We start from the raw sequence: 21,254 nt of genomic DNA, 5'->3' as shown, positions 1-21,254 counted from the left end.
CTATTTTCTTATTTTTATTATTCTAAGTGCTTTGTCCAGAAAGAATACTCTTTCGTGTTTGGTGAAACCTATGAAGAATGTACTTATTCCTACAGACAGGACGCATGTGAAGCCAACTGCAATGAATCTGAGCCAGCCTGCCTCAACTTGCATGCGAACGATGATAGGCAGAATGATGGCTACTGCTACTGTGGTGACTATCGGAATATAGATATTCTTCATATATTGCCACATGGGCAGGTTGATGAGTCTTCTAAGCATATACATTCTTGAGAATTGAGCTACCGACTCTATACAGAAATGTACTATGAAAACGGAATAGGCAGGAGCACCCAGTTTCAAGACTATGTATGAAATGGGAAGAATCATGAGAAGGATTCCGCCTACTACCATCTGATAGATTTTTACTTTTCCTGTGGCTTGGTTGGCCACTACACATGGATTTGCTGTGGTATATATCAAGGAGATGCAGATCATGATTTGAGTAAAGATGACAGCATCATCGGGTACTGTCTTTAGCCACAAGGTTAGCAAGAAGTCAGTTTCCAGTAGCACTGGAAGAGAGAGGAAGAACAACAGAAGGAAGGAGAATCGAGCACTACGGAACATAAGGCTATGCATCTGCTCCAAATCTCCAGATGCATAATTTTTTGTAATCTGAGGATTAAGTGCCGTTTGGAATCCGCTCACAAACTGCTGGACAGCTGCCTGAACCTGAACAGCAATACCTCGAGCTGCATTGACAACAGGACCAAAGAAGATGTTCAGCATCATGTTAAGTCCTTGGGTATATAAAATACCTGCGAGATTTCCCCAAAAGCTCCATCCTGCAAAGCTCAGCATTTCCTTGAACAATGTCTTGTTGAGTTTCCATTCGACAAAGGATTCCTGAAAATGCTTGTTACAGTATCGGGTATATACATAACGAATGAGCAGTTGAACGAGTAGAGTCAGGATGGCATAAGCAATAAGTTTGTCTATAGGGGAAACTACCAGCAGATAGACTATTATGAGCTTTAGTGTGACATCTAATATGGAAATGTATGCAAAAGCCGACATTTTCTCATGTGCGATGATATCTGCATTGTAAGGCACTGATAAGATGTTGACGACACAGGCAATGATAGAACATTGGTAAACCCACATTGCGGCAGTCATACGCTCTTCGGGTATAACGAGCTTCTCCAGCAAGAACCACAAGCCGACAGTCTCACCAAGGATGATGATGACCAACGCTATGAGCGCATGAATCTGCAAAGCTGTATTGAAAACACTTCTCAGTCTTTCTGCATTTCCTTTCGCTATTTCGAAGTTCAGATATCTTTGGGTTGAAGACACCATTCCTCCATTAATGAATGCAAACATGGTGATGACCCCTCCCACAACGCTGAATACGCCATAGTCTTCCACTCCAAGGGTTTGCAAGATCACTCTGGAGGTGAAGAGTGAGACTGCCATGGTGAAGAGCATCCTGACATAGAGCATTAGGGTATTCTTCGCTATGCGTTTATTGTTTGCTGATGTATCTGACATAAAAAATTAATTCGAGTGTTAACTGTTAACGCGTAATTCGCGATTTTGTTTGATTGCTGATTATTGAGTGTTCTAAAAAAGCTGAGAGCTGTGAATGATGAACTGGGAGCTATCTTACAGTTCTTACAGATTACAGATGATTTATAAGTATCCGAAACCTGGGTCACTAAGCAATTGCTGCCTGATTTGCAGGCAGATTGCAGAATGGCTTATTGTTAAAACGTTAAATTGTTAAATGGCCTTTTTCGGGAGAAAAAAGTTTACAACCCCCTTCCGCAACATTTCTTGTATTTCTTGCCACTTCCACAAGGACACGGATCATTGCGACCGATTTTTGCGTATGGGTTCACGTATGGCTCTTGTTGTTCACCAAAAATACGATTCAACTGACGGGCATTCATATTAGCTATGACTCCTTTGACGGCGTCCGTATAAGCCGGATCGGAATCGGTTGTATCTTCTAACTTCGTCCATTCTGCCTCATCTGGTATATATTTCCTTGCTTGTTCGTAAAATGGGAACTCTTCAATCTTTTCCTCATCCATGTGCCTAGCAAGATTAGCCAAGTCTTCATAATAATTATGGAAATCTTTTTCAGTCAAGAAGAGTTCCTCGTCATTCAATGGTTCGTACTTTTCACATTTCTCTTCGGCTTCCTTCAATCTCTGCCATGCAACGTATATGCGGTAGAATTTTCGCATATTGAGTCTTCGCTCTTTTGGCGGAGCTGTCAAACGAGCAGCCTTTATTGCTTGTTCCTTCTTGTAATCAGAAACTACCACATCCATCAAGCGCTCTTCCTCGCGTATGCCTATCAGCACTTGTTCTCTTACTGGGTCATAGAAATCATACGATGTTTCGATAAACCAATCACGTACATTCCAGAACCATCGTCTGTCAACCACAACGGATTTCTCTGGACTATGCCAATCATTCAGTTGTTCTCTGTCAACGACAATAGGACCTATCTCAAGCTCCTCGTCCGATGGGTCATTGTGATAGAATACCATGACCAAATCGTTGTACATCACAACGTATGGCGAGCATTCCTTTCGATAACCGAAAATGCCTTTGTCTCCTTCTTTCAAACCCTCCGCACGAAACATGGCATACTTCCATTCGCCAAGATCATTATCGCTTTCTGCTATAGCCTTGTCGGAATCCAGAATATTCTCATCCAAGAGTTTACGCAGCGAGAGTTCATCCTCAATGTTCATAAAGATACTCATGCTGCCCATGGACATACGCCAAAGCACCGAGAGCCAAAATAGATAAGCAACGCGTGCATCAACATTCTTCTTTTTTGGAGCGGAATAGAACTGCGCATACGCCGATTCCAATACACCAAAGCGCTTTTCGCAAACCGAGCAGAACTCATTGTCAAATTCTACTTGGTTGATATTCTTCTCGATGTCCTCATCCGTCAAGTCTTCAGCATCCTTCTTGCCTTCCCCCATAGCGAAACGCCACGCAGGAACTTCATTGCCATAAAACTGACAATTCTTTTCTGGAGTATTCAGGAAATCATGATTCAAAGCCTCACGGCCACGATTCCCTTTTCCATCCCACGAGAAAGTAGGATGTGACAGAAAGTTCGGAACCATGTGCGAACCCGTTTTGTTGGCAGGTCGTATCCTGCAAAGCGTACAGCGGCAATCCAATCTCGGTACAACGAGGTTCTTGTGTGGTTTCAGAGGGGTAATAATACTTTTTATCTGAGCCTTGAACAGTCTTAGTTCGTCCTTCTCGTCTTTCGAATAATCACTCAGCGAGATCAAGGAATCAATCATTCCTATCGTCTTATTACTCTCTTCGATGGTAGACCCGAACATGTTATTATAAGCTTTGAATTGCAGACATACAATCGTTGACAGACAGTATTCCTTCAAGCACTCAAAGCTGTAATCTTCTGCAGCGAAGACCTTCATATATACCTCCGACAGTTCATCATAGAGACGAGCCATCAGCTCTGCATCCTTAGCTACTATGGCATCTTGTAATTCCTTGCACAACCACCTGAGTTTATCAAATCGTGATGTTTTCATAATTTCAATTTTGACACGTGCTGTTACTTCAGAAAGGGTCAGGGACATTACTGTTTCGTTTCTGTCATGAATTTTGGATTGTGAGCCTTCGCTCATGTGTGCGTGCACGCTTACTCTTACAGTTCTTACAGATTACAGCCGCAGGTCTTCGACCAGCGGTTACCGATGTGACACCCCTTTGGGGTGTAAGAAAGCGATGGGTGGGGAGGGTCAGATGCCTGTCCACTGATCCTCCTTCAGCCATTTCCATAACGGGGTGACAGATATTAACTTTCCGTTTTCCTTGATCGTTTCCTCTTCATCCTTGGTTACAATCATCAGGTGTTGCACATCCTGATAATCCGCCAATGCAAGAAGAGCTGCTGTCTCTCGCTTGCAAGTGTCCCGGTCAGCTATAGAATAGGAAACCTGTATGGCCATACTTTCTTCCGGAATGAAAAAATCCACTTCCGTTTTAGGCGTATTGAAAAAATAGCATCCGTCGCCATACTTGCGTCTAAGGTTGACCGCTACGATATTCTCCAAGAGTGATGTTGCCGGATCCAGGAGGAAAAGGGCAAGCAGACCATTGTCAATGAAGTAATACTTGCGGTTCATCTCCTTGTCTTGAAGTTTCCCGACATAATTCTCAAAGGGCAGCAGCAGCCACGATTCGTCCATATAACGGATGTAGTCGATTGCGGCATCGGTGCTCATCTTCTTTCCAGTGCTGGATACAATACTTGCCATTCGGGAATATGAAATAGGCTGTTTGACGCTCTCAGCCAGTTTCCGTATCAGCACTTTCAAGGCAAAATCGTTGCGAATGCCATGGCGTGCCACAAGGTCGCCAAAGAAGATCTTGCTGAACAAGCTGCTCAACCACTGACGGCTGTTAGGCATCAAGGCTGTTTCCGGCATGCCTCCCTTGCGGAAATACTCATCTGCCAAGCGCACTATCTGCTTTCGGTGCTTAAACTCCGCATTTTTCTGCGTGAGATCAATGTCGTGTGCCTTCAGATATTCCTCAAAGGAATAGGGAAACACCTCTTGCACCAAATATCTGCCACCTAAGGTCGTGGCAATCTCATTGCTGAGCATCTTGGCATTGCTTCCGGTGATATAAACCTGATATTTCTGGTCAGCCAACCTGCGGGCAAACTTCTCCCACCCATTAACGAGTTGAACCTCATCGAGGAAGAACAGAGGCTTGTGATCATACATCTCCTCATAGCAAGTCTTGATGAGTTCCAAGTCGGTGATGTCAAGCGAATCAATACGGTCATCTTCAAAATTGAAGTATAGCACCTCATCTTGCAGATGTCCCTGTGACAGCAATTCTGCTATGCGCTGATACATCAGGTAAGATTTGCCTGCATGTCTCAACCCAACAAGCACATAATTCTGCCCGTCAAGAAACTTCACCTGACGAGGAATGAGCTTCACTCTGGTAACATATTGCTGATACTCTGCAATAAGAGTCTTTATCAGATCTTTAGTCATAACAATATCTTTTTATTTGGTGCAAAGGTAATATTTTTATCGGATATAAACGACAAATATCCAATAATTTTATCGTTTATATACTACAATTTGCTGATTATTGATTACAAATTGATTACTGATGACTGATTACTGATGATTGATTACTGATTATTGATTCATTTGCGGGCGTAATTGTTAACGCGCAAATCGAGATTGATTTGCATTTGATGCGTGCGGGGGAGTCGAACCCATCTGCATCATCAACGTGTGCGGAGCGTTGAAGTATGCATCTCCATCCTTTACTTCGACAAACTCAGTACAAGCTGTCAGCTCAGGAACCGGGAGGGTTGCTGGCAGTCACTCTGAGAGTAAGAGGAGTGGCTGCTATGATTCTTTACTTTGATGTTCCGTAATACTTTGCGTACCATTGTGCAAAAGCACGCAAACCATCGCGTAAGCTGGTAGAAGGCTTAAAACCGAAGTCAGCCTCTAATGCTGATGTATCAGCATAAGTGACTGGAACGTCTCCTGGCTGCATAGGTACCAACTCCTTATGACTCTCAAAATCATAGTCAGCAGGAAGGACTCCAGCTGCCAACAACTCGTCTTGGAGTATCTGGACAAAGTCCAAGAGATTCTCGGGCGAGTTGTTGCCAATGTTGTACACCTTATAAGGTGGTACTGGCAGACCGTCTTCGCCTGTTGCCTTTTCTGGGGCGTGCTGCATCACTCTTACTACGCCTTCCACGATGTCATCGACATAGGTGAAGTCACGTTTGCAGTTACCGTAATTGAAAATCTTGATGGTTTCGCCTTTCACCAGTTTGTTGGTGAAACCAAAGTATGCCATGTCAGGGCGACCGGCTGGACCATAAACGGTGAAGAAGCGGAGACCGGTGGATGGGATGTTATAGAGTTTGCTATAGGCATGAGCCATAAGCTCGTTGCTCTTCTTTGTGGCAGCATATAGGCTTACGGGGTTGTCCACCTTGTCGTCTGTCGAATACGGCACTTTCTTGTTGCTACCATAGACCGATGATGACGAGGCATAGACCAGATGCTCCACCTCGTGGTGGCGGCACGCCTCGAGGATGTTGTAGAACCCGATGAGGTTGCTCTGGATGTAGGCGTCGGGGTTGGTGATGCTGTAGCGCACGCCTGCCTGGGCGGCGAGGTTGACCACTACTGCTATCTTGTGTTCGGTGAAGATTGCCTCCACGGCTGCCTTATCGGCGATGGAGGCGTGGACGAAGGTCCAATCGCGCTGCAGCGACTCTATCTCCTTCAGGCGCTCATACTTGATGTTGACATCATAGTAGTCGGTGATGCTGTCGATTCCGATTACTTTAATGTCCTTCACATCGTGAAAAAGGCGCTTGACGAGGTTGCTGCCGATAAAGCCGGCGGCGCCTGTGACGAGGACGGTCTTGCCCTCGAGGGTTACGTTGTATTCTACCATTGCTGTTTATTTGACGATTCCGGGATATTGTTGTTGTACTTCCTCATAGCTCTGCAGGTTGCCGATGTCATAGCGGCGGCCGGGCATCTCCATGGCATGGACGGCGGTATGGCGGCAGAGCCAGGCGATAAAGCTGCCGGGGGCGTCGGTGCCGCAGCCGTCGGCGATGGCTGCGGGGATGCGGGCGGCATCTTCTGCGGTGTAGTAGTAGAAGGGCGGGCACACCCAGTGGCTCTTGGGGCGCGCGGGCTTCTCTTCCATGGACATGATGCGGTCGCTGTCGTCGATTTCGAGCACGCCGCACTTGTGGAGGCGTTCCACACTGGGCTCTTCGAAGCGCATCACGCACGAAGTCTGCTTCTTGTCTGCATAGCGCACGAAGTGCTGCAGGCTGAAGTCGAGCACATTGTCGCCGGCGATGACGAGCATGTCGCCCGTGAGGCCGAGGCTGTCCACGGCAAACCGGATGTCGCACACGGCGCCGAGGCGGGTCTCGTTGGTCGACGTGCCGTCATCGACCACGGTGATTTTCTGGCGTTTGCCTGCCGCCCACTCCTGGAAGTGGCGGGCAAACTTGTGGTTGCTGATTACGATGTATTCGTCGACAAGGCCGGCGCCGTTGATGTCGTCGACGAGCCAGTCCAGGATGGTCTTGTCCTGCACCTTGAGGAGGGGCTTGGGGAAGTTTTCGGTCAGGGGATAGAGCCGGGTGGCATAGCCTGCCGCAAGAATAAGACACTTCATTGTTGTTTTCTTTAGAGGATTAGGCCGTCGGCACTGTGGCAGACGACGTACTGGTATTTGCCCCGAAGCTGGGGAAAGGCGCGCAGGTACTGTTCTTCCACCTGGCGCCCGATGCTCTCGCTGTAGGCGGGGTCGATGAGGGCCATGCAGCATCCCTTGAAACCGGCGCCGGAGAAGCGGCCGCCGTAGATGCCGTCGGTATGGGTCATGATGTCGTAGAGGGTCTTCAGCTCGGGTGAGCCGGTCTCGTAGTTGTAGATGCTCGAATGGCCGCTCTCAAAGCTCAGGCGGCCGAAGGTGTCGAGGTCGCCGCGGCGCCAGGCTTCGGCGCCCTGTTCCACGCGCGCGAACTCGGTGTACCAGTGTTCGGCTCGCTTGGCCCAGTTCTCGGGCAGGCGGTGGCGGTACTCGCGGAACACTTCGACGGGGACCTCACGCAGGTGGGTATCGCCAAACTTGCCGTACTCCATGCCGGCGAAGGCCTTGAGGGCGTAGGCGGCGCTGCGGCACTCGTCCACGCGCATGTTGAACTTGCTGCCGGCGAGGGTGCGCTCCACACCGCTGAAGAAGATGGCGATGGCGTAGGGCTTCATCGAGGGATGGGTGGGGATGAGTTCATAGTGGTCGTCGAGAGTGTCGAGGTAGAGCAGATGGTCTTTGCGCGAGAAAAGCTCGCAGCTCTGGTCGAGCTTGCCGGAGCTTACGCCCACATAGCGGTTCTCCACAGCCACGGCCATCTCGATCATCTCGAGGTCGGTGAGCCTGATGCCGTTGACACGGCAGAGGGCGCTGAGGTAGACCAGCGTGACGGCCGCCGATGACGACAGGCCGCCGATGGGAAGGGTGCCCTGGATGACACCGCAGAGGCCGACGCTGAGCGGATGGCGCATGCCGAGCTCGAGGGTGGCGCCGCGCAGGTAGTCGGCCCAGTCGTTTTGGCGCACCTCGGGCACGCTGTGGATGTGCCACTGGGCGCGCTTGTCAAACTGAAGCGAGCAGAGCTCGATGACGCCGTTGTGTTTGGGTTTGTAGGCGAGGTGGATGCCGCGGTCGATGGCCAGGCCGGTAATCTTGCCCAACTGGTGGTCGCTGTGGGCACCTATGGGGCACACGCGGTAAGGACAGAAGGCCATGCCTTCGGGATCCTTATGGTAGAGTTCAAAGAACTTCTCTTCACATTGTAGCATAGTCGTTGCGGGGGTTAAGGGGTCAGTCGCGGCCGAAGATGTCGCGGGTGTATACCTTGCCGGCCACGTCGTCGAGGCTCTCGTCGTAGCGGTTAGCGATGATGGCCTTGGAGCGGCGCTTGAACTCGTCGAGGCTGTTGACGACCTGGCTGCCGAAGAAGCTGGTGCCGTCTTCGAGCGTGGGTTCGTAGATGATGACCTCGGCGCCCTTGGCCTTGATGCGCTTCATGATGCCCTGGATGGCTGACTGCCGGAAGTTGTCGGAGTTGGACTTCATCGTGAGGCGGTAGACGCCGATGACGCACTCGTGCTCCTTGGTGGCGTCCCACACGGCGTTCTCGTTGTAGTAGCCGGCCTTGCGCAGCACGGCGTCGGCGATGTAGTCCTTGCGGGTGCGGTTGGACTCCACGATGGCGGTCATCATGTTCTGCGGCACGTCCTGGTAGTTGGCCAGCAGCTGCTTGGTGTCCTTGGGCAGACAGTAGCCGCCGTAGCCGAACGATGGGTTGTTGTAGTGGCTGCCGATGCGGGGGTCCAGACCCACGCCCTCGATGATGGCTTTTGAGTCGAGACCTTTCACTTCTGCGTAAGTATCAAGCTCGTTGAAGTAGCTCACGCGGAGGGCGAGGTAGGTGTTGGCGAAGAGCTTGACGGCCTCGGCCTCCTTCATGCCCATGAAGAGGGTGTCCACATCGGGCTTCAGCGCGCCTTCCTGGAGGAGGGCGGCGAAGGTGCGGGCGGCTTCCTTGAGCATCTCCACATCGGTGACCGACTCGATGGCGCGGTTCTCATCGGCAAAGTCGGGATGCGACATGATCTTGGGGTAGCCCACGATGATGCGGCTGGGATAGAGGTTGTCGTAGAGGGCCTTGCTCTCGCGGAGGAACTCGGGCGAGAAGAGCAGGTTCAGCTTCTGCACGCCGCGCTGCGCGTACTTCAGGTAGAGGCTGCGGGTGTAGCCTACGGGGATGGTGGACTTGATGACCATGACGGCATCGGGATTGACCTCCAGCACCAGGTCGATGACTTCCTCGACATGGCTGGTGTCAAAATAGTTCTTTACGGGGTCGTAGTTGGTCGGGGCGGCGATGACCACGAAGTCGGCGTCGGCATAGGCCCGGCGGCCGTCGAGGGTGGCGGTGAGCTGCAGCGGCTTCTCGGCCAGGTAGCGCTCGATATAGTCATCCTGGATGGGTGAGATACGGTTGTTGATCTTCTCCACCTTCTCGGGTATCACGTCCACTGCCGTGACACGGTGGTGCTGCGAAAGCAGCGTGGCTATACTCAGGCCGACGTAGCCGGTTCCGGCAACGGCGACACGTATGTCTGCAAAATTACGCATATAATAAATTGAGATAAAAGTTGTGCTGAAAGGGGATGGGCTGGCCAAGGCTGTAGCGAGGGTGGCAGTAGCTGTTCTAATGGTTGTCGTCGGTCACCGTGATGACCGTCTTTGTTTACACCTTATTATATATATAGACAGGGGTTGGGTGAGTTCAGCCTTCCACAACCTCAAAATCTTCGTTGTGGACACCGCGGATGGCTACGGCGTAGCCGGCAAACTCCATGACGAGTTGGCGGTCGCGGTCAATGCGTACGATGTAGCCCTCCAATCCCTTGAAGAGACCGGTGAGGACACGCAGCTTGACGTGGTCCTTGGCAAACTTGACAAAGGGGTCGCGCAGGAAGGTCACATTGTCGGGATGACCGGTGATAGCCTGCATGAAGGGTTGCATCATGCGATGAGAGATAACCGCAGGATGTCCTGTGCTACAGTTCTTAATGAGATGAGTTTGAGGATGATAGGTGCTGAGAAACTGCTGCAGTTCAGCCGTATGGCCCTGCAGGAATACCAGACCATTGATAGTGGGCAAGAGTTTCTTGACGACACCCTTGCCATTATTTTTGGGTTTGAATTTGTAAGAATAGTGGACAAAACACTCGTGCCGCGCCTCAGGGTGGGCGGCATTGTAGGCGTCGACCTGACGCTTGAAGAGTTCGACCTGTTTGTTATGGATATGGACATATCCCCAAGGAGCTTCTGACAATGACGCAGAAGCCATGCTGGGGGAGTCGCAAGATGATACATTTTCTATTCCCGACCCCGATGACAACTCGGCTTCGGTAACGTGGATGCCCTTTGGAAAACAGGAGGTTACACCACTGTTTTCGTCGGCTATAGAAAGAGTGATAGAGCAATCCTGCGTCATTTCCTCGTTCTATTTTATGTCATTGATGATGAAAAGCGTGTCGTTCACTACTCTATTGTGGAGCGGCAGACGAGCGCTATCATTGTCGGCAATCCCCGTATCAGAGAATAACGCCGATAGTGCAACGACCTTGTTCACAATAACATAAATATTAAAAAAAATCAGTCCAGTTGAGATATAGCCAGACAATCACAATTGTCATAACCTTACGTTCCAATAAAATATTGCCGTCTTCTCTAACTGTATCGACAAACGCCGCAAGCGGCGCAGTCTCATTTGGCAAAGTTAACACTTTTATTCCACTTAAAGAAAAAATGCTAAAAAAATATTTTCGTTTCCTGCATTTTTATACAGCAGGCAGACAGGGGGATGGCTGCCACGACTGCCTATACATTATTATATATATAGACAGACAGACGAGCATCGGAAAAAAGTGGGGCTTGATGTACAGACTGGCGACACTTCATCAATGACCATCGAGCAGCACCAACCGAGAAAAGCAGCTGATCCGAAAAACGAGGGACCGCTCCCTACCCTTCTGCCAGCAACCGCTGCCACGCCAGGATGGGTCGTCGTCACATCTGCCATCGCCATCAGGATTCTATAAGGTGTCTTGGGCGTCGGCGAAACGCAAGATGATGTTACATTTGTGTTACGGCAACATTACGAATGATAACTTTTACGGCGCAATAAGTACGTTTTTGACACGACAACGATAAAAAATGTAAATGTTTTATATTTTTTCCACCATTTTTCATTGTTATTATAATAATTATCCTTATCTTTGCAAAAAATATGGGATCCATGTGATATGGTGAAAGTATTTACTTTAATTTGTTTTAGTAGATTAGTTTTTAAGTAGTTTGTTTTAAAACCGGTTATCGTGATGATAGTCGGTTTTCTTTGTAATAACAAAAGTGTATAACATGAAAAAGGCTCTGCCTGAGTGGCAAAGCCTGATTTTTGTACTCGGTAAGGGAATCGAACCCTTATGCCAAGATTGAGAATCTTGTATCCTAACCGTTAGATGAACCGAGCGTTAGGTCGTATCATGGAGAACGCTTGCTGCGGAAGGAGGGGGATTCGAACCCCCGGTACGGTAAACCCGTACGTCAGTTTAGCAAACTGGTGGTTTCAGCCACTCACCCATCCTTCCTGGGGGTTCAAGTTTCCTTTAACCGAGCATTGTTCTCAAATGCGATGCAAAGGTACTAACTATTTCTGAAACCTCCAAACATTTTCCATTCTTTTTTTTGAATATTTTTAATGCTTCAGCGGCTTGCAGCCTACAATTGGCTAAGTTTCATAGAGTTGTATTAAACTTATTTTTAACATTGCCATTGGGCGATTTACATTGCCAAAGCTCCGCATCGGATACATACACCCCAGAAGCGTATTTGCAAGCAGAAATGACCATCGACGGAATCATGGAGGGTATCTCTGCGAAATTTATGACCATCTCTGCAAGAATTATGATTACCTCTGCGAGATTTATGACCATCTCTGCGTCCAGCGCATTTATCCTGCGCTTCTTGGAGCATACTCCCCCACCCGCCACGCAGCGCGCGCGGGTGACGGAAGAGACATTCACCGAGGCAGACAAATACTTTGTGCAGACCTCTGCCGTTTTATAGTGTGTGGCGTTACACTTACGACGCCAGTTATAAACTCTAACAACTATGGCAACTATTAAATTGAAATTCAGGACTTCATCGAAAGATGAAAAGGAGGGTACACTGTGTTACCAGGTCATTCACAAGCGCAACGTGAGATGGATTACGACAAGACACGGCATCCGTGCCAGCGAATGGAACCGTCGCACAGCCTCCATCACGCTCACCGGCAATCGAGAAAGAGACTGTCAGCTGCGGCTGATACAATCGTCGGTAATCTGGGAGATGGAACAACGGAAGCGAATCATCAGACAGATGGAAACGGAGACCAAGGACTATACCATCGAGATGCTCTTCCAGGCGTTTGAGCATCTGCCGGAGTGTGTCACCGTGTTCGACTTCATGCTGAAGCAGATAGACAGGAAGCGGGAGATGAAGCGCTTCGGCACCGCGAGGACCTATGCCAACACTCTGCGCAGCTTCCGAGAATTCCGAAGCGACAATGACCTCACGTTCACCGAACTCACGCAAGAAATGATGGAGCTATACGAAGCCTGGATGACCCATCGCGGGCTGAAGCAGAACACTATCAGATTTTATCTGCGCACGCTAAACACACTGACACGCAAGGCTATCGACGAGCATCTGATGGAAGACCGTCAACTCTTTGCCAAAGTGCGTCTGTCGTATGTGAAGACGACAAAGCGTGCCATCACCGAGAGCCAGATAAGGCGCATCGAACGGCTCGACCTATCAGGAAAGCCCGCGCAAGCGCTGGCGCGCGATATGTTTATGTTCAGCTTCTATATGCGTGGCATGTCGTTTGTGGATATGGCTTTCCTGCGCAAGGCAGACCTGAAGTATGGCATGCTGAGCTACTGCCGACGAAAAACCAACCAGCACCTGACCATCGCGTGGCATCGGGCGCTGCAGGACATCATAGACAGATATGCCCACCTCACCCGCAACACGCCTTATCTGCTGCCCATCATCACCCGAACAGACGGCACGGAGTACAAGCAATATCGCAACCGGGAAGAGTGTATCAACAGGGCACTGAAGAGCATCGGTGTGGCTGCGGGACTCAAGATTCCGCTCACCACCTATGTGGCACGACACTCGTGGGCAAGCATTGCGCGCAATATGAATTTCTCCATCGCCATCATCAGCGAGGGCATGGGCCACCAGTCCTACCGCACCACCCAAATCTACCTCGACTCCATCGACACCGCACGCATAGACGATGCCAACAACCGCATCATTCGCAGGATAAGCATGGGGAAATAAACGGACAGATGACAGACCGACGACATACACCCACACCCATGTCGGCAGTTATGAGCAATGCGAAGCACGCAGCCTCATCCTATTGGCAAACAATGGTTTGCAGTACTCTCCAAACCACATATAAAGTAAATGCGAACCATGAATTGCCAAATTCAAAGTTTGATTTCACCGTTTCAGAGTTTGCATTACGCGGTTCAAACCATGAAGTCATGATTAATGTCATCGGCGAAGAATTGCCGCTGCGTATTACCACCAAGCAAGAGATGGGCAGCGCCCGCACATTGACCACCTCCGTCCGCACGTTGACCACCTCCGTCCGCACGTTGACCACCTCCGCCAGCCCCGTGACTACGCCCACGACAAACCACGAAAAAAGCGGCCAAGACACAATGGTCTTGACCGCTTTCTATATATACGTTTATCTATTGGTTTACATCATGCCAGGCTGGGCGGGCATAACCGGAGCCTTCTCATCGGGCTTGTCGACGATAAGGCACTCGGTGGTAAGGAACATACCAGCGATAGAAGCCGCGTTCTCAAGAGCTACACGAGCAACCTTGGCTGGATCGATGACGCCAGCAGCACGCAGGTCTTCATAGATGTCCTTGCGAGCGTTGTAACCGAAGTCGCCCTCGCCCTCACGTACCTTGTTGACTACGACAGCACCCTCGCCACCGGCGTTGGCTACTATCTGGCGCAGAGGCTCCTCGATGGCGCGGCATACGATATTGATACCAGTCTGCTCATCGGCGTTGTCGCCCTTGAGATCCATGAGGTCCTGCTGGGCACGGATATAGGTGGTACCACCACCGACAACGACACCTTCCTCGATGGCTGCACGAGTAGCGCAGAGTGCGTCGTCAACGCGGTCCTTCTTCTCCTTCATCTCTACCTCAGAGTTGGCACCCACATAGAGCACTGCTACACCACCAGCCAACTTGGCCAGACGCTCCTGCAGCTTCTCCTTGTCGTAAGAACTCTTGGTGGCAGCAATCTCGTTCTTGATCTGAGCCACACGGTCCTTGATGTTCTCCTTGGCACCGTGACCGTTGACAATAGTAGTGTTGTCCTTGGTTACATTGACCTTGTCGGCAGAGCCCAGCATTTCGAGAGTAGCCTGCTCGAGCTTGAGTCCCTTCTCCTCGCTGATGACTACACCACCGGTAAGTACGGCGATATCCTCGAGCATGGCCTTGCGACGGTCGCCAAAGCCAGGAGCCTTGACAGCGCATATCTTCAAGCCACCACGCAGACGGTTGACAACCAGAGTGGTGAGAGCCTCAGAGTCTACATCCTCGGCGATAACCAGCAATGGACGGCCGCTCTCAGCAGCAGGCTGCAGGATAGGCAGGAAGTCCTTGAGGTTGGATATCTTCTTGTCGTAGATGAGGATATATGGATTCTCCATAACGCACTCCATCTTGTCGGCATCTGTCATGAAATAAGGTGAGAGATAACCGCGGTCAAACTGCATACCCTCTACGACACCGATATTGGTGTCACGGCTCTTGCTCTCTTCGATAGTGATTACACCGTCCTTGCTGACCTGACGCATAGCATCGGCGAGCAGCTTGCCAATCTCAGGATCGTTGTTGGCAGAAACGGTAGCCACCTGCTCAATCTTGTCGTAGTTGTCGCCAACCACCTCGGCATTGGCCTTGATGTGCTCTACCACCTTGGCAACAGCCTTGTCGATACCGCGCTTCAGATCCATAGGATTGGCACCGGCGGTAACATTCTTCAGACCCTCGTTGACGATAGCCTGAGTAAGGATGGTGGCAGTAGTGGTACCATCACCAGCATCGTCGCCAGTCTTGGAAGCCACGCTCTTAACAAGCTGGGCACCGGTGTTCTGGAACTTGTCCTCGAGCTCCACCTCCTTGGCCACGGTAACACCGTCCTTGGTAATCTGGGGAGCACCAAACTTCTTCTCGATAACTACATTGCGACCCTTAGGACCGAGAGTTACCTTTACTGCATTGGCCAACTGGTCAACACCCTGCTTGAGCAGGTCACGGGCATCTGTATTGAACTTGATATCTTTAGCCATGATTCTATTTCCTTTCTTATTGTTATAAATGAAAACGGTAAATACTAATTATTCCTCAACAACAGCGAGCACGTCGCTCTGGCGCATCATCAGATACTTTTCGCCGTCATACTCGATTTCGGTACCTGCATACTTGCCATAAAGTACCACATCACCTGCCTTGAGTATCATGGCATCATCCTTGGTGCCCTGACCTACGGCTACGACCTTGCCACGCTGTGGCTTCTCTTTAGCTGTATCGGGAATAATGATTCCACCTACTTTTTCCTCGGCTGGTGCGGGAAGAACCAGCACTCTGTCTGCTAATGGTTTAAGTTTCATAATCTAATATTTTTAAGAGATTTATATTTTTTATTTTATCAATCTGCCATCTTGTCTGCCAAAACTGTGCCAATCCTGTCAGTCATGACAAAAAAAATAACAATTCACTGCATTTTTATGGGTAGCTTGTCAGCATTGCTCCTAATTGTGTCACATTTTGGCGTCCGCAATGGCAGTATTCCCAGGCATCACTGCCTGCTCCGCACCGCCTGCCCGCAAAGAAAAAGAGGGAAAAAGTTGGCAAGTCGCGATATTATCCGTAAATTTGCGAATATATATCTTAAGCACCTATACTCTCACGACTATGGCCCAAAACTATAAGAACATCAAAATTTTTATCAGCAGCACGTTCTGCGATATGGATGCCGAGCGCGACGCCATCATGAACCGCGTATACCCAGCAGTGGCACAAGCGTTGGCTCCCAAGCACATCCACGTTGACTTCATCGACCTGCGCTGGGGCGTAAGTACCCAGCAAATAGCCGAAAACGAGCGCGAGAACCATGTGCTGCGCGAGTGCATAGACAGCATCAACGAGTCGAGACCGTTCTTCATAGGACTCTTAGGCGACAGATACGGTTGGGTTCCGTCGCAAGAGAGTTGGGACTGCATCATCGACGGCATGAGTGACCATGAAAAGCAGTTCATCAACCAAGACACTGCCGAAGCCCGCAGTGTGACAGAGCTGGAAATGCTCTTCGGTTCGCTCATAGACAGTGACAATCTGCATCGCAGTCTGTTCTGCTTCCGCAACCCTGCGGTATATGAGCACATGGACAAGGAACACCTATTTATATATATACAGGACGACGAAAACGCGCAAAGCCATCTGGCCAGACTCAAGAAGCACATCATCGAAACCATGTCGAGCCACCAGCTCAAGCGCAATGTGTGCCAGTATGATTGTCAATGGGACGGCAACCGCCTGTGCGGCATGGATGGACTGGTGGACTTCCTCACCCAAGCGATTGTCCAGGAGATAGAACTCTATGAGTGTGAGAGCGAAGAGGGAAACCCCGAGAATGAATACGACTCGACTGCCGCGCGCTTTGATGCCATCATGGACCACCATGACGCCAACTTCTGCGGGCGCGAAGACTTTGTCGCCAACCTTACCGATGTGGCAGCCACCACCCAAGCTAAGGCCATCATGCTGACAAGCCATTATGGTCTGGGCAAGACTGCCCTACTCTCCCACTGGTATCGGCAGCTGTGCAAGGACGACCGATTTCTGCCCTACATCTACTTTGCCGACCGTCAAGGCAATCATGGCAAAGTGGAAATGCCACTGAAATACTGGTTGGCTGATGAGCGTACCGGTGCCACGCAACGTTTCGGCGCTGAATCCCAATACGATTTGGGGTTGCTGGCCAACAAACTGGAAGAAGCCACTGCGGCTGACAGCCGGCGCAAACTGCTCATCATCGACGATATACATCTGCTGGACAACTACCACAAATGGTTTGACCCTCGGCTCTTTGCCGACGACACCCTGATAATATGTACTGCCGACAGCGAACAAGCCCCTCGTTTCGAGCATCTGTGCGACAACATTTATCTCTTGCCTCCGTTGAGCACGGACACTGCGCGACAGCTCGTCGAGACACGACTGCAGCGGGTAGGCAAACAACTGCAACCCGCCGTGATGGAAACTCTGCTGAGCAAACAAGAGGGGAAAGTAAAGCCTGCCGGCATACCGCTATGGAGTGTGATGATGACCAGACAGTTGGTCTTGCTCGACGGCAATTACTTTGCCCAGCAGCGCAAACGCCAAGAAGAAGATGCCGAACTCAAGATACAAAACTCTCTGATAGACATCATCGCACAGGCGCCTGTATATCCCGAGCAGCTATTCATGACTTGCGTAGAGTCGGCTGCCACATTCGTAGACAGGCAGTTCGTCTTGGACGTGCTGCGCTTCATCGCCATCACCGAATTCGGAATCCGCCCGCAAGACCTGAAGGCACTGATGGGCGAGAAATGGGACAACCTGAAATTTGCCGAACTCAAACGACACATGGGAAGCCTGCTGGCAATCGATGAAGAGAGCGGCACGATAGACTTTGCTTACAGTAATTTCAGAAGCGAGATATACATCCAAGCCGGAGAGCAGCTCGCTCCCTACTTCGCTGCACTTATCACTCATCTGGGCGACATCTCTAAAAACGAGATTGACAACAACATCATTGGCAACGAGATACCCTATCTTGCGGTAAAATATGCCACTGCCGCCGTAATGGACTACATTCTTGACAACGACCGCGGTCATCTGCGCGACAAGAGCGTCTATGCGCTGGCAGACCTGACATTCAGAAAGTCACAAGTGGTAAAAGCATGGATGGAACTGGCAGCAGAGCGAAAGCCCAAGGAGACGATAGCGCTTGCCACCCAGATTATAAGAACCCACATGGGCTGCCGGCACTACACCGCTGCGGCCACGGTCGCCTCATGGGTTATACCCAAGATAGACAGTGGCAAACTGGACCAGGAGGCACGCCGCGACTACTATACCTTGGTAGTTCTCTATATGGAGTCGCTCTATCAGACGGGACAATATGAGAATGCCGCATATCTGTCAAACCATCTGCTGTCAGAGTGCTACAACGAGCTGGACAACCCAGACTACTACGAGATATGCGGCATGGCAATTCTGGTAAAGACACGCATCGAAAGCAAGAACCCCAACGAGCATACCCTGGGGTGGGCTGCGAAGGGCAACGACCTGATGGACCGCCTGGTGCTGGAAATGCAACAGGTGCAGATGATTACTTACCTGCGCGAGTTGAGCGAGATATATCTCACCACCCCAGGAGTAAACGAGTCAGAAGCGGAAAACAGGGCACAGTTTGTTGATGATTACCTGTCGGCTCCGCAATGGATGTACCATCTATACTTTATGATTGCGCCGCTGAGGAAACATGCTGAAATGCTGGAGCAGCATGACGATTTCGCCGCTGCTATCCTACGCCAACAGGCTGATGACTACGAGCAGACCCTGCTCAACGCCTATCCCGACAATCCCCTCTTCAATGGAAACTGCACTATCCCCTGTGAACAAGACGGGCACGAGCCCGACAGCCTCTCCCGTAGTTTCCCTGAGAGTCTGAACCACTACTACAGCCAGAAGAACCCGTCGATAGAAGACACGCTCAAGCTGCAGATTGCCTTTTATCGTATGTGCTGCCATACCGAATGGAAACTGAAAGAAAACAGAAATCGTGGAGACAAAGAGCAAGAACTGCATGAGTTACAGAGACTCAGCCTCGACATAAACCATATGCAAGCTACAGGTGTAACATCACCGTTGGTCATGATGGGCTATTCGTTGGCAAACAGCTGCATGGCCTACTACTACGAACAAATGGGCGACAAACAAAACATGATGTATCACAACAAGCAGCATGAATACGCACTGTGCGAAGCCTACAGTCTCTATCCCAACATCGCAGAACTGAAGCGCCGCTATGCTGCCGCGATTGACGAGACCGGTCGCCTCTTCCTGATGCTGTATGACAACTTCAAGGCAGCCGAAAAGTGCTATGCCAAGGCCAACGAGAAGTTTGCCCAGCTCTTTGAGCAATCGCAGGAGGGAACACTCGTGGACGATATGGCGCTGAGTACCTACAATCTTACGACCATCTATCTGATGCAGAAGGACTATAACAAGGTGTGCGATACGTCGGCGAGGCTGCTGTCTATACCGCAAATAGAAAGCCGCATCGGACAGCAGGACTTCTTGGCTGGCATCTACGAAAATCTGTCAATGGCAAAACTCGCCATGGGCGACTCTACCGCGGCCAAGGAATACCAAGTCGCAGCCAAAGGCATCTACAAGCGTCTGCTCGAGGAGCATCCAGACAACGAGAAATACATGAGAGACGTGGCAATAAGTTGTATACGCCAGACCGAGCTGCTGATGTCTATCGGCGGAAAGGTGGATGATGCCATCGCCGAAATCAACGAGGGCGAGGATATGCTGCAACGTGTGCTGACACTCATCCCCAACTCGCCCAAGGCCATCAACAACTATATAGGTCTGCTGTCGTGTAAGACAAAACTGTATATACGACTGCACAACAGCGACAGGATGATAGAGGCATACGACAAGTTTGAGGCACTTACCCTCAGAAATATTATCGAGACACGCAACCCACAGCACATCCCGCTCATGCTCAGCGAGATGGAATCGTTTGTCGTCACTGCACAACAGTCCAAATGGGAGGAGATGGCACATGCCTTCATGGAAGTAAAGCAGCAAGCGCTGAAGCACCTGGTAGAAAACCGTCTGATAAAGCCGCAATAGTCCAAAGGCACCCTGGGGAATAAGAAAAACCGGCACAGCAATGATGAGTTTGGCAAAAAATGAGTAATTTTGCAACATATTATTAGCATTGAGAATATGGAACTGAGACAACTCAAATACTTTCTGAAACTTGCCGAGACTCTGAACTTCTCTTCGGCTGCCAAGGAGCTGTTTATTACCCAAAGCACGCTGTCGCAACAGATTCTCAATCTCGAACGCGAATTTGACCAACCTCTCTTCGTACGCAACAGCCACGAGGTGCAGCTCACTGAGGCTGGGCGGCTGCTTATGCCCCACGCCCAAGAAAGCATCAATGCTGCCGAAAACTGCATAACTCTTGTGCAGGAACTCAAGCACATGCTTGTGGGCGAATTGAATGTAGGAGTGACCTTCTCGTTCAGCAATATCATGGCCGAGACCATGGCTGAGTTTCTGAAGAAATATCCCAATGTCAAGCTCAATGTATGCTATGACTCCATGGCTGTGCTTATGGAGAAACTGCGGCACCATGACCTGGATCTGGTCCTGGCGTTCAAGCCCCTAAAGACCGACAACCGCATCGACAGCGAGGTCTTGTTTCATACGCACGCTTCGGCAATAGTCAATGAGTTTCACCCACTGGCCCGCCAGTCGAAAGTGACGCTGGAAGAATTGCAGAAATATGGATTGGCGCTGCCCGCGATAGGCTTGCAGGCTCGCAACGCTTTTGAGAAGGTGATTGAAGGTAATGACATCACCTTCAAAATCAAATCGGAAATCAACAACGTGAACCTCCTGTTCAAGCTCGTCAAACAGACCAATTATGTGACCGTGCTGGCGGCGTCGACCGTCATCGGCGAGAGCGGCGTCTGCGCCATTCCGATAGACCTGCCCGAAGCCGACATGGAAGGATGTATCCACACCATGAAGAACGGATATACGAAGAATGCCGCACGCGAGTTTATCAATATGCTACACCCCCCCGCAACTCTGTGGAAAGAAATAACCCTGCCCAATGGATAAATCACATTGAGCAGGGTTATACCTTATTATATATAT

The 21,254-nt window shown here is 50.2% G+C and carries 14 protein-coding genes and 2 tRNA genes; 4 read left to right on the top strand and 12 right to left on the bottom strand.

Annotation, left to right across the window (positions count from 1 at the left end; translation table 11 throughout):
* From CIK92_RS08530 to CIK92_RS08485, 10 genes are all read right to left on the bottom strand, one after another.
* Entirely contained in the window at positions 1–1,533 is a 1,533-nt protein-coding gene (locus tag CIK92_RS08530) for a hypothetical protein (RefSeq protein WP_094388798.1), read from the bottom strand.
* Positions 1,534–1,793: 260 nt separating this feature from the next.
* A complete protein-coding gene (locus tag CIK92_RS14060; RefSeq protein ID WP_254046031.1) occupies positions 1,794–3,578 on the bottom strand; it encodes a YecA family protein in 1,785 nt (594 codons plus the stop codon).
* A gap of 210 nt (positions 3,579–3,788) precedes the next feature.
* Positions 3,789–5,060: an ATP-binding protein gene (locus CIK92_RS08520; RefSeq protein WP_094388796.1), complete on the bottom strand. Its 1,272-nt coding sequence runs from the start codon at positions 5,058–5,060 to the stop codon at positions 3,789–3,791.
* Positions 5,061–5,436: 376 nt separating this feature from the next.
* Complete coding sequence (locus tag CIK92_RS08515) at positions 5,437–6,501, bottom strand: NAD-dependent epimerase/dehydratase family protein (protein WP_094388795.1); 1,065 nt, start codon at positions 6,499–6,501, stop codon at positions 5,437–5,439.
* A 6-nt stretch (positions 6,502–6,507) separates the two neighbouring features.
* Complete coding sequence (locus tag CIK92_RS08510; RefSeq protein WP_094388794.1) at positions 6,508–7,245, bottom strand: nucleotidyltransferase family protein; 738 nt, start codon at positions 7,243–7,245, stop codon at positions 6,508–6,510.
* 11 nt (positions 7,246–7,256) lie between these two features.
* A complete protein-coding gene (locus tag CIK92_RS08505; RefSeq protein ID WP_094388793.1) occupies positions 7,257–8,432 on the bottom strand; it encodes a galactokinase family protein in 1,176 nt (391 codons plus the stop codon).
* Between the two features lie 22 nt (positions 8,433–8,454).
* Entirely contained in the window at positions 8,455–9,774 is a 1,320-nt protein-coding gene (locus tag CIK92_RS08500) for a UDP binding domain-containing protein (protein WP_094388792.1), read from the bottom strand.
* A 154-nt stretch (positions 9,775–9,928) separates the two neighbouring features.
* The gene (locus CIK92_RS08495) at positions 9,929–10,642 is read right to left on the bottom strand and encodes a hypothetical protein (RefSeq protein ID WP_144289385.1); all 714 of its coding nucleotides are present in this window, start codon (positions 10,640–10,642) and stop codon (positions 9,929–9,931) included.
* Between the two features lie 966 nt (positions 10,643–11,608).
* A tRNA-Glu gene (locus CIK92_RS08490) sits at positions 11,609–11,680 on the bottom strand.
* A 30-nt stretch (positions 11,681–11,710) separates the two neighbouring features.
* Positions 11,711–11,798, bottom strand: a tRNA-Ser gene (locus CIK92_RS08485).
* Positions 11,799–12,051: 253 nt separating this feature from the next.
* Between CIK92_RS08485 and CIK92_RS08480 the strand changes: the two genes are divergently transcribed.
* Both CIK92_RS08480 and CIK92_RS08475 read left to right on the top strand, forming a co-directional pair.
* Positions 12,052–12,276, top strand: a complete 225-nt coding sequence (locus tag CIK92_RS08480) for a hypothetical protein (protein WP_094388790.1) — start codon at positions 12,052–12,054, stop codon at positions 12,274–12,276.
* A 45-nt stretch (positions 12,277–12,321) separates the two neighbouring features.
* On the top strand, positions 12,322–13,542 hold the full coding sequence (locus CIK92_RS08475) for a site-specific integrase (protein ID WP_094388789.1): 1,221 nt from the start codon (positions 12,322–12,324) through the stop codon (positions 13,540–13,542).
* Between the two features lie 430 nt (positions 13,543–13,972).
* Here the strand turns inward: CIK92_RS08475 and groL are convergent, their stop codons facing one another.
* Complete coding sequence (gene groL, locus CIK92_RS08470; RefSeq protein WP_022310155.1) at positions 13,973–15,592, bottom strand: chaperonin GroEL; 1,620 nt, start codon at positions 15,590–15,592, stop codon at positions 13,973–13,975.
* Positions 15,593–15,640: 48 nt separating this feature from the next.
* A complete protein-coding gene (locus CIK92_RS08465) occupies positions 15,641–15,913 on the bottom strand; it encodes a co-chaperone GroES (RefSeq protein WP_022310156.1) in 273 nt (90 codons plus the stop codon).
* Positions 15,914–16,217: 304 nt separating this feature from the next.
* Between CIK92_RS08465 and CIK92_RS08460 the strand changes: the two genes are divergently transcribed.
* Entirely contained in the window at positions 16,218–20,216 is a 3,999-nt protein-coding gene (locus CIK92_RS08460; protein ID WP_158214766.1) for a DUF4062 domain-containing protein, read from the top strand.
* Between the two features lie 96 nt (positions 20,217–20,312).
* Positions 20,313–21,218, top strand: coding sequence for a LysR family transcriptional regulator (locus CIK92_RS08455; protein WP_094388787.1), 906 nt, complete (start codon positions 20,313–20,315; stop codon positions 21,216–21,218).
* The last annotated feature ends 36 nt before the right edge of the window (positions 21,219–21,254 follow it).

The organism is Prevotella sp. P4-67, assembly GCF_002251325.1.
Lineage (GTDB): Bacteria > Bacteroidota > Bacteroidia > Bacteroidales > Bacteroidaceae > Prevotella.
This window is presented reverse-complemented; position numbering and strand designations above follow the sequence as displayed.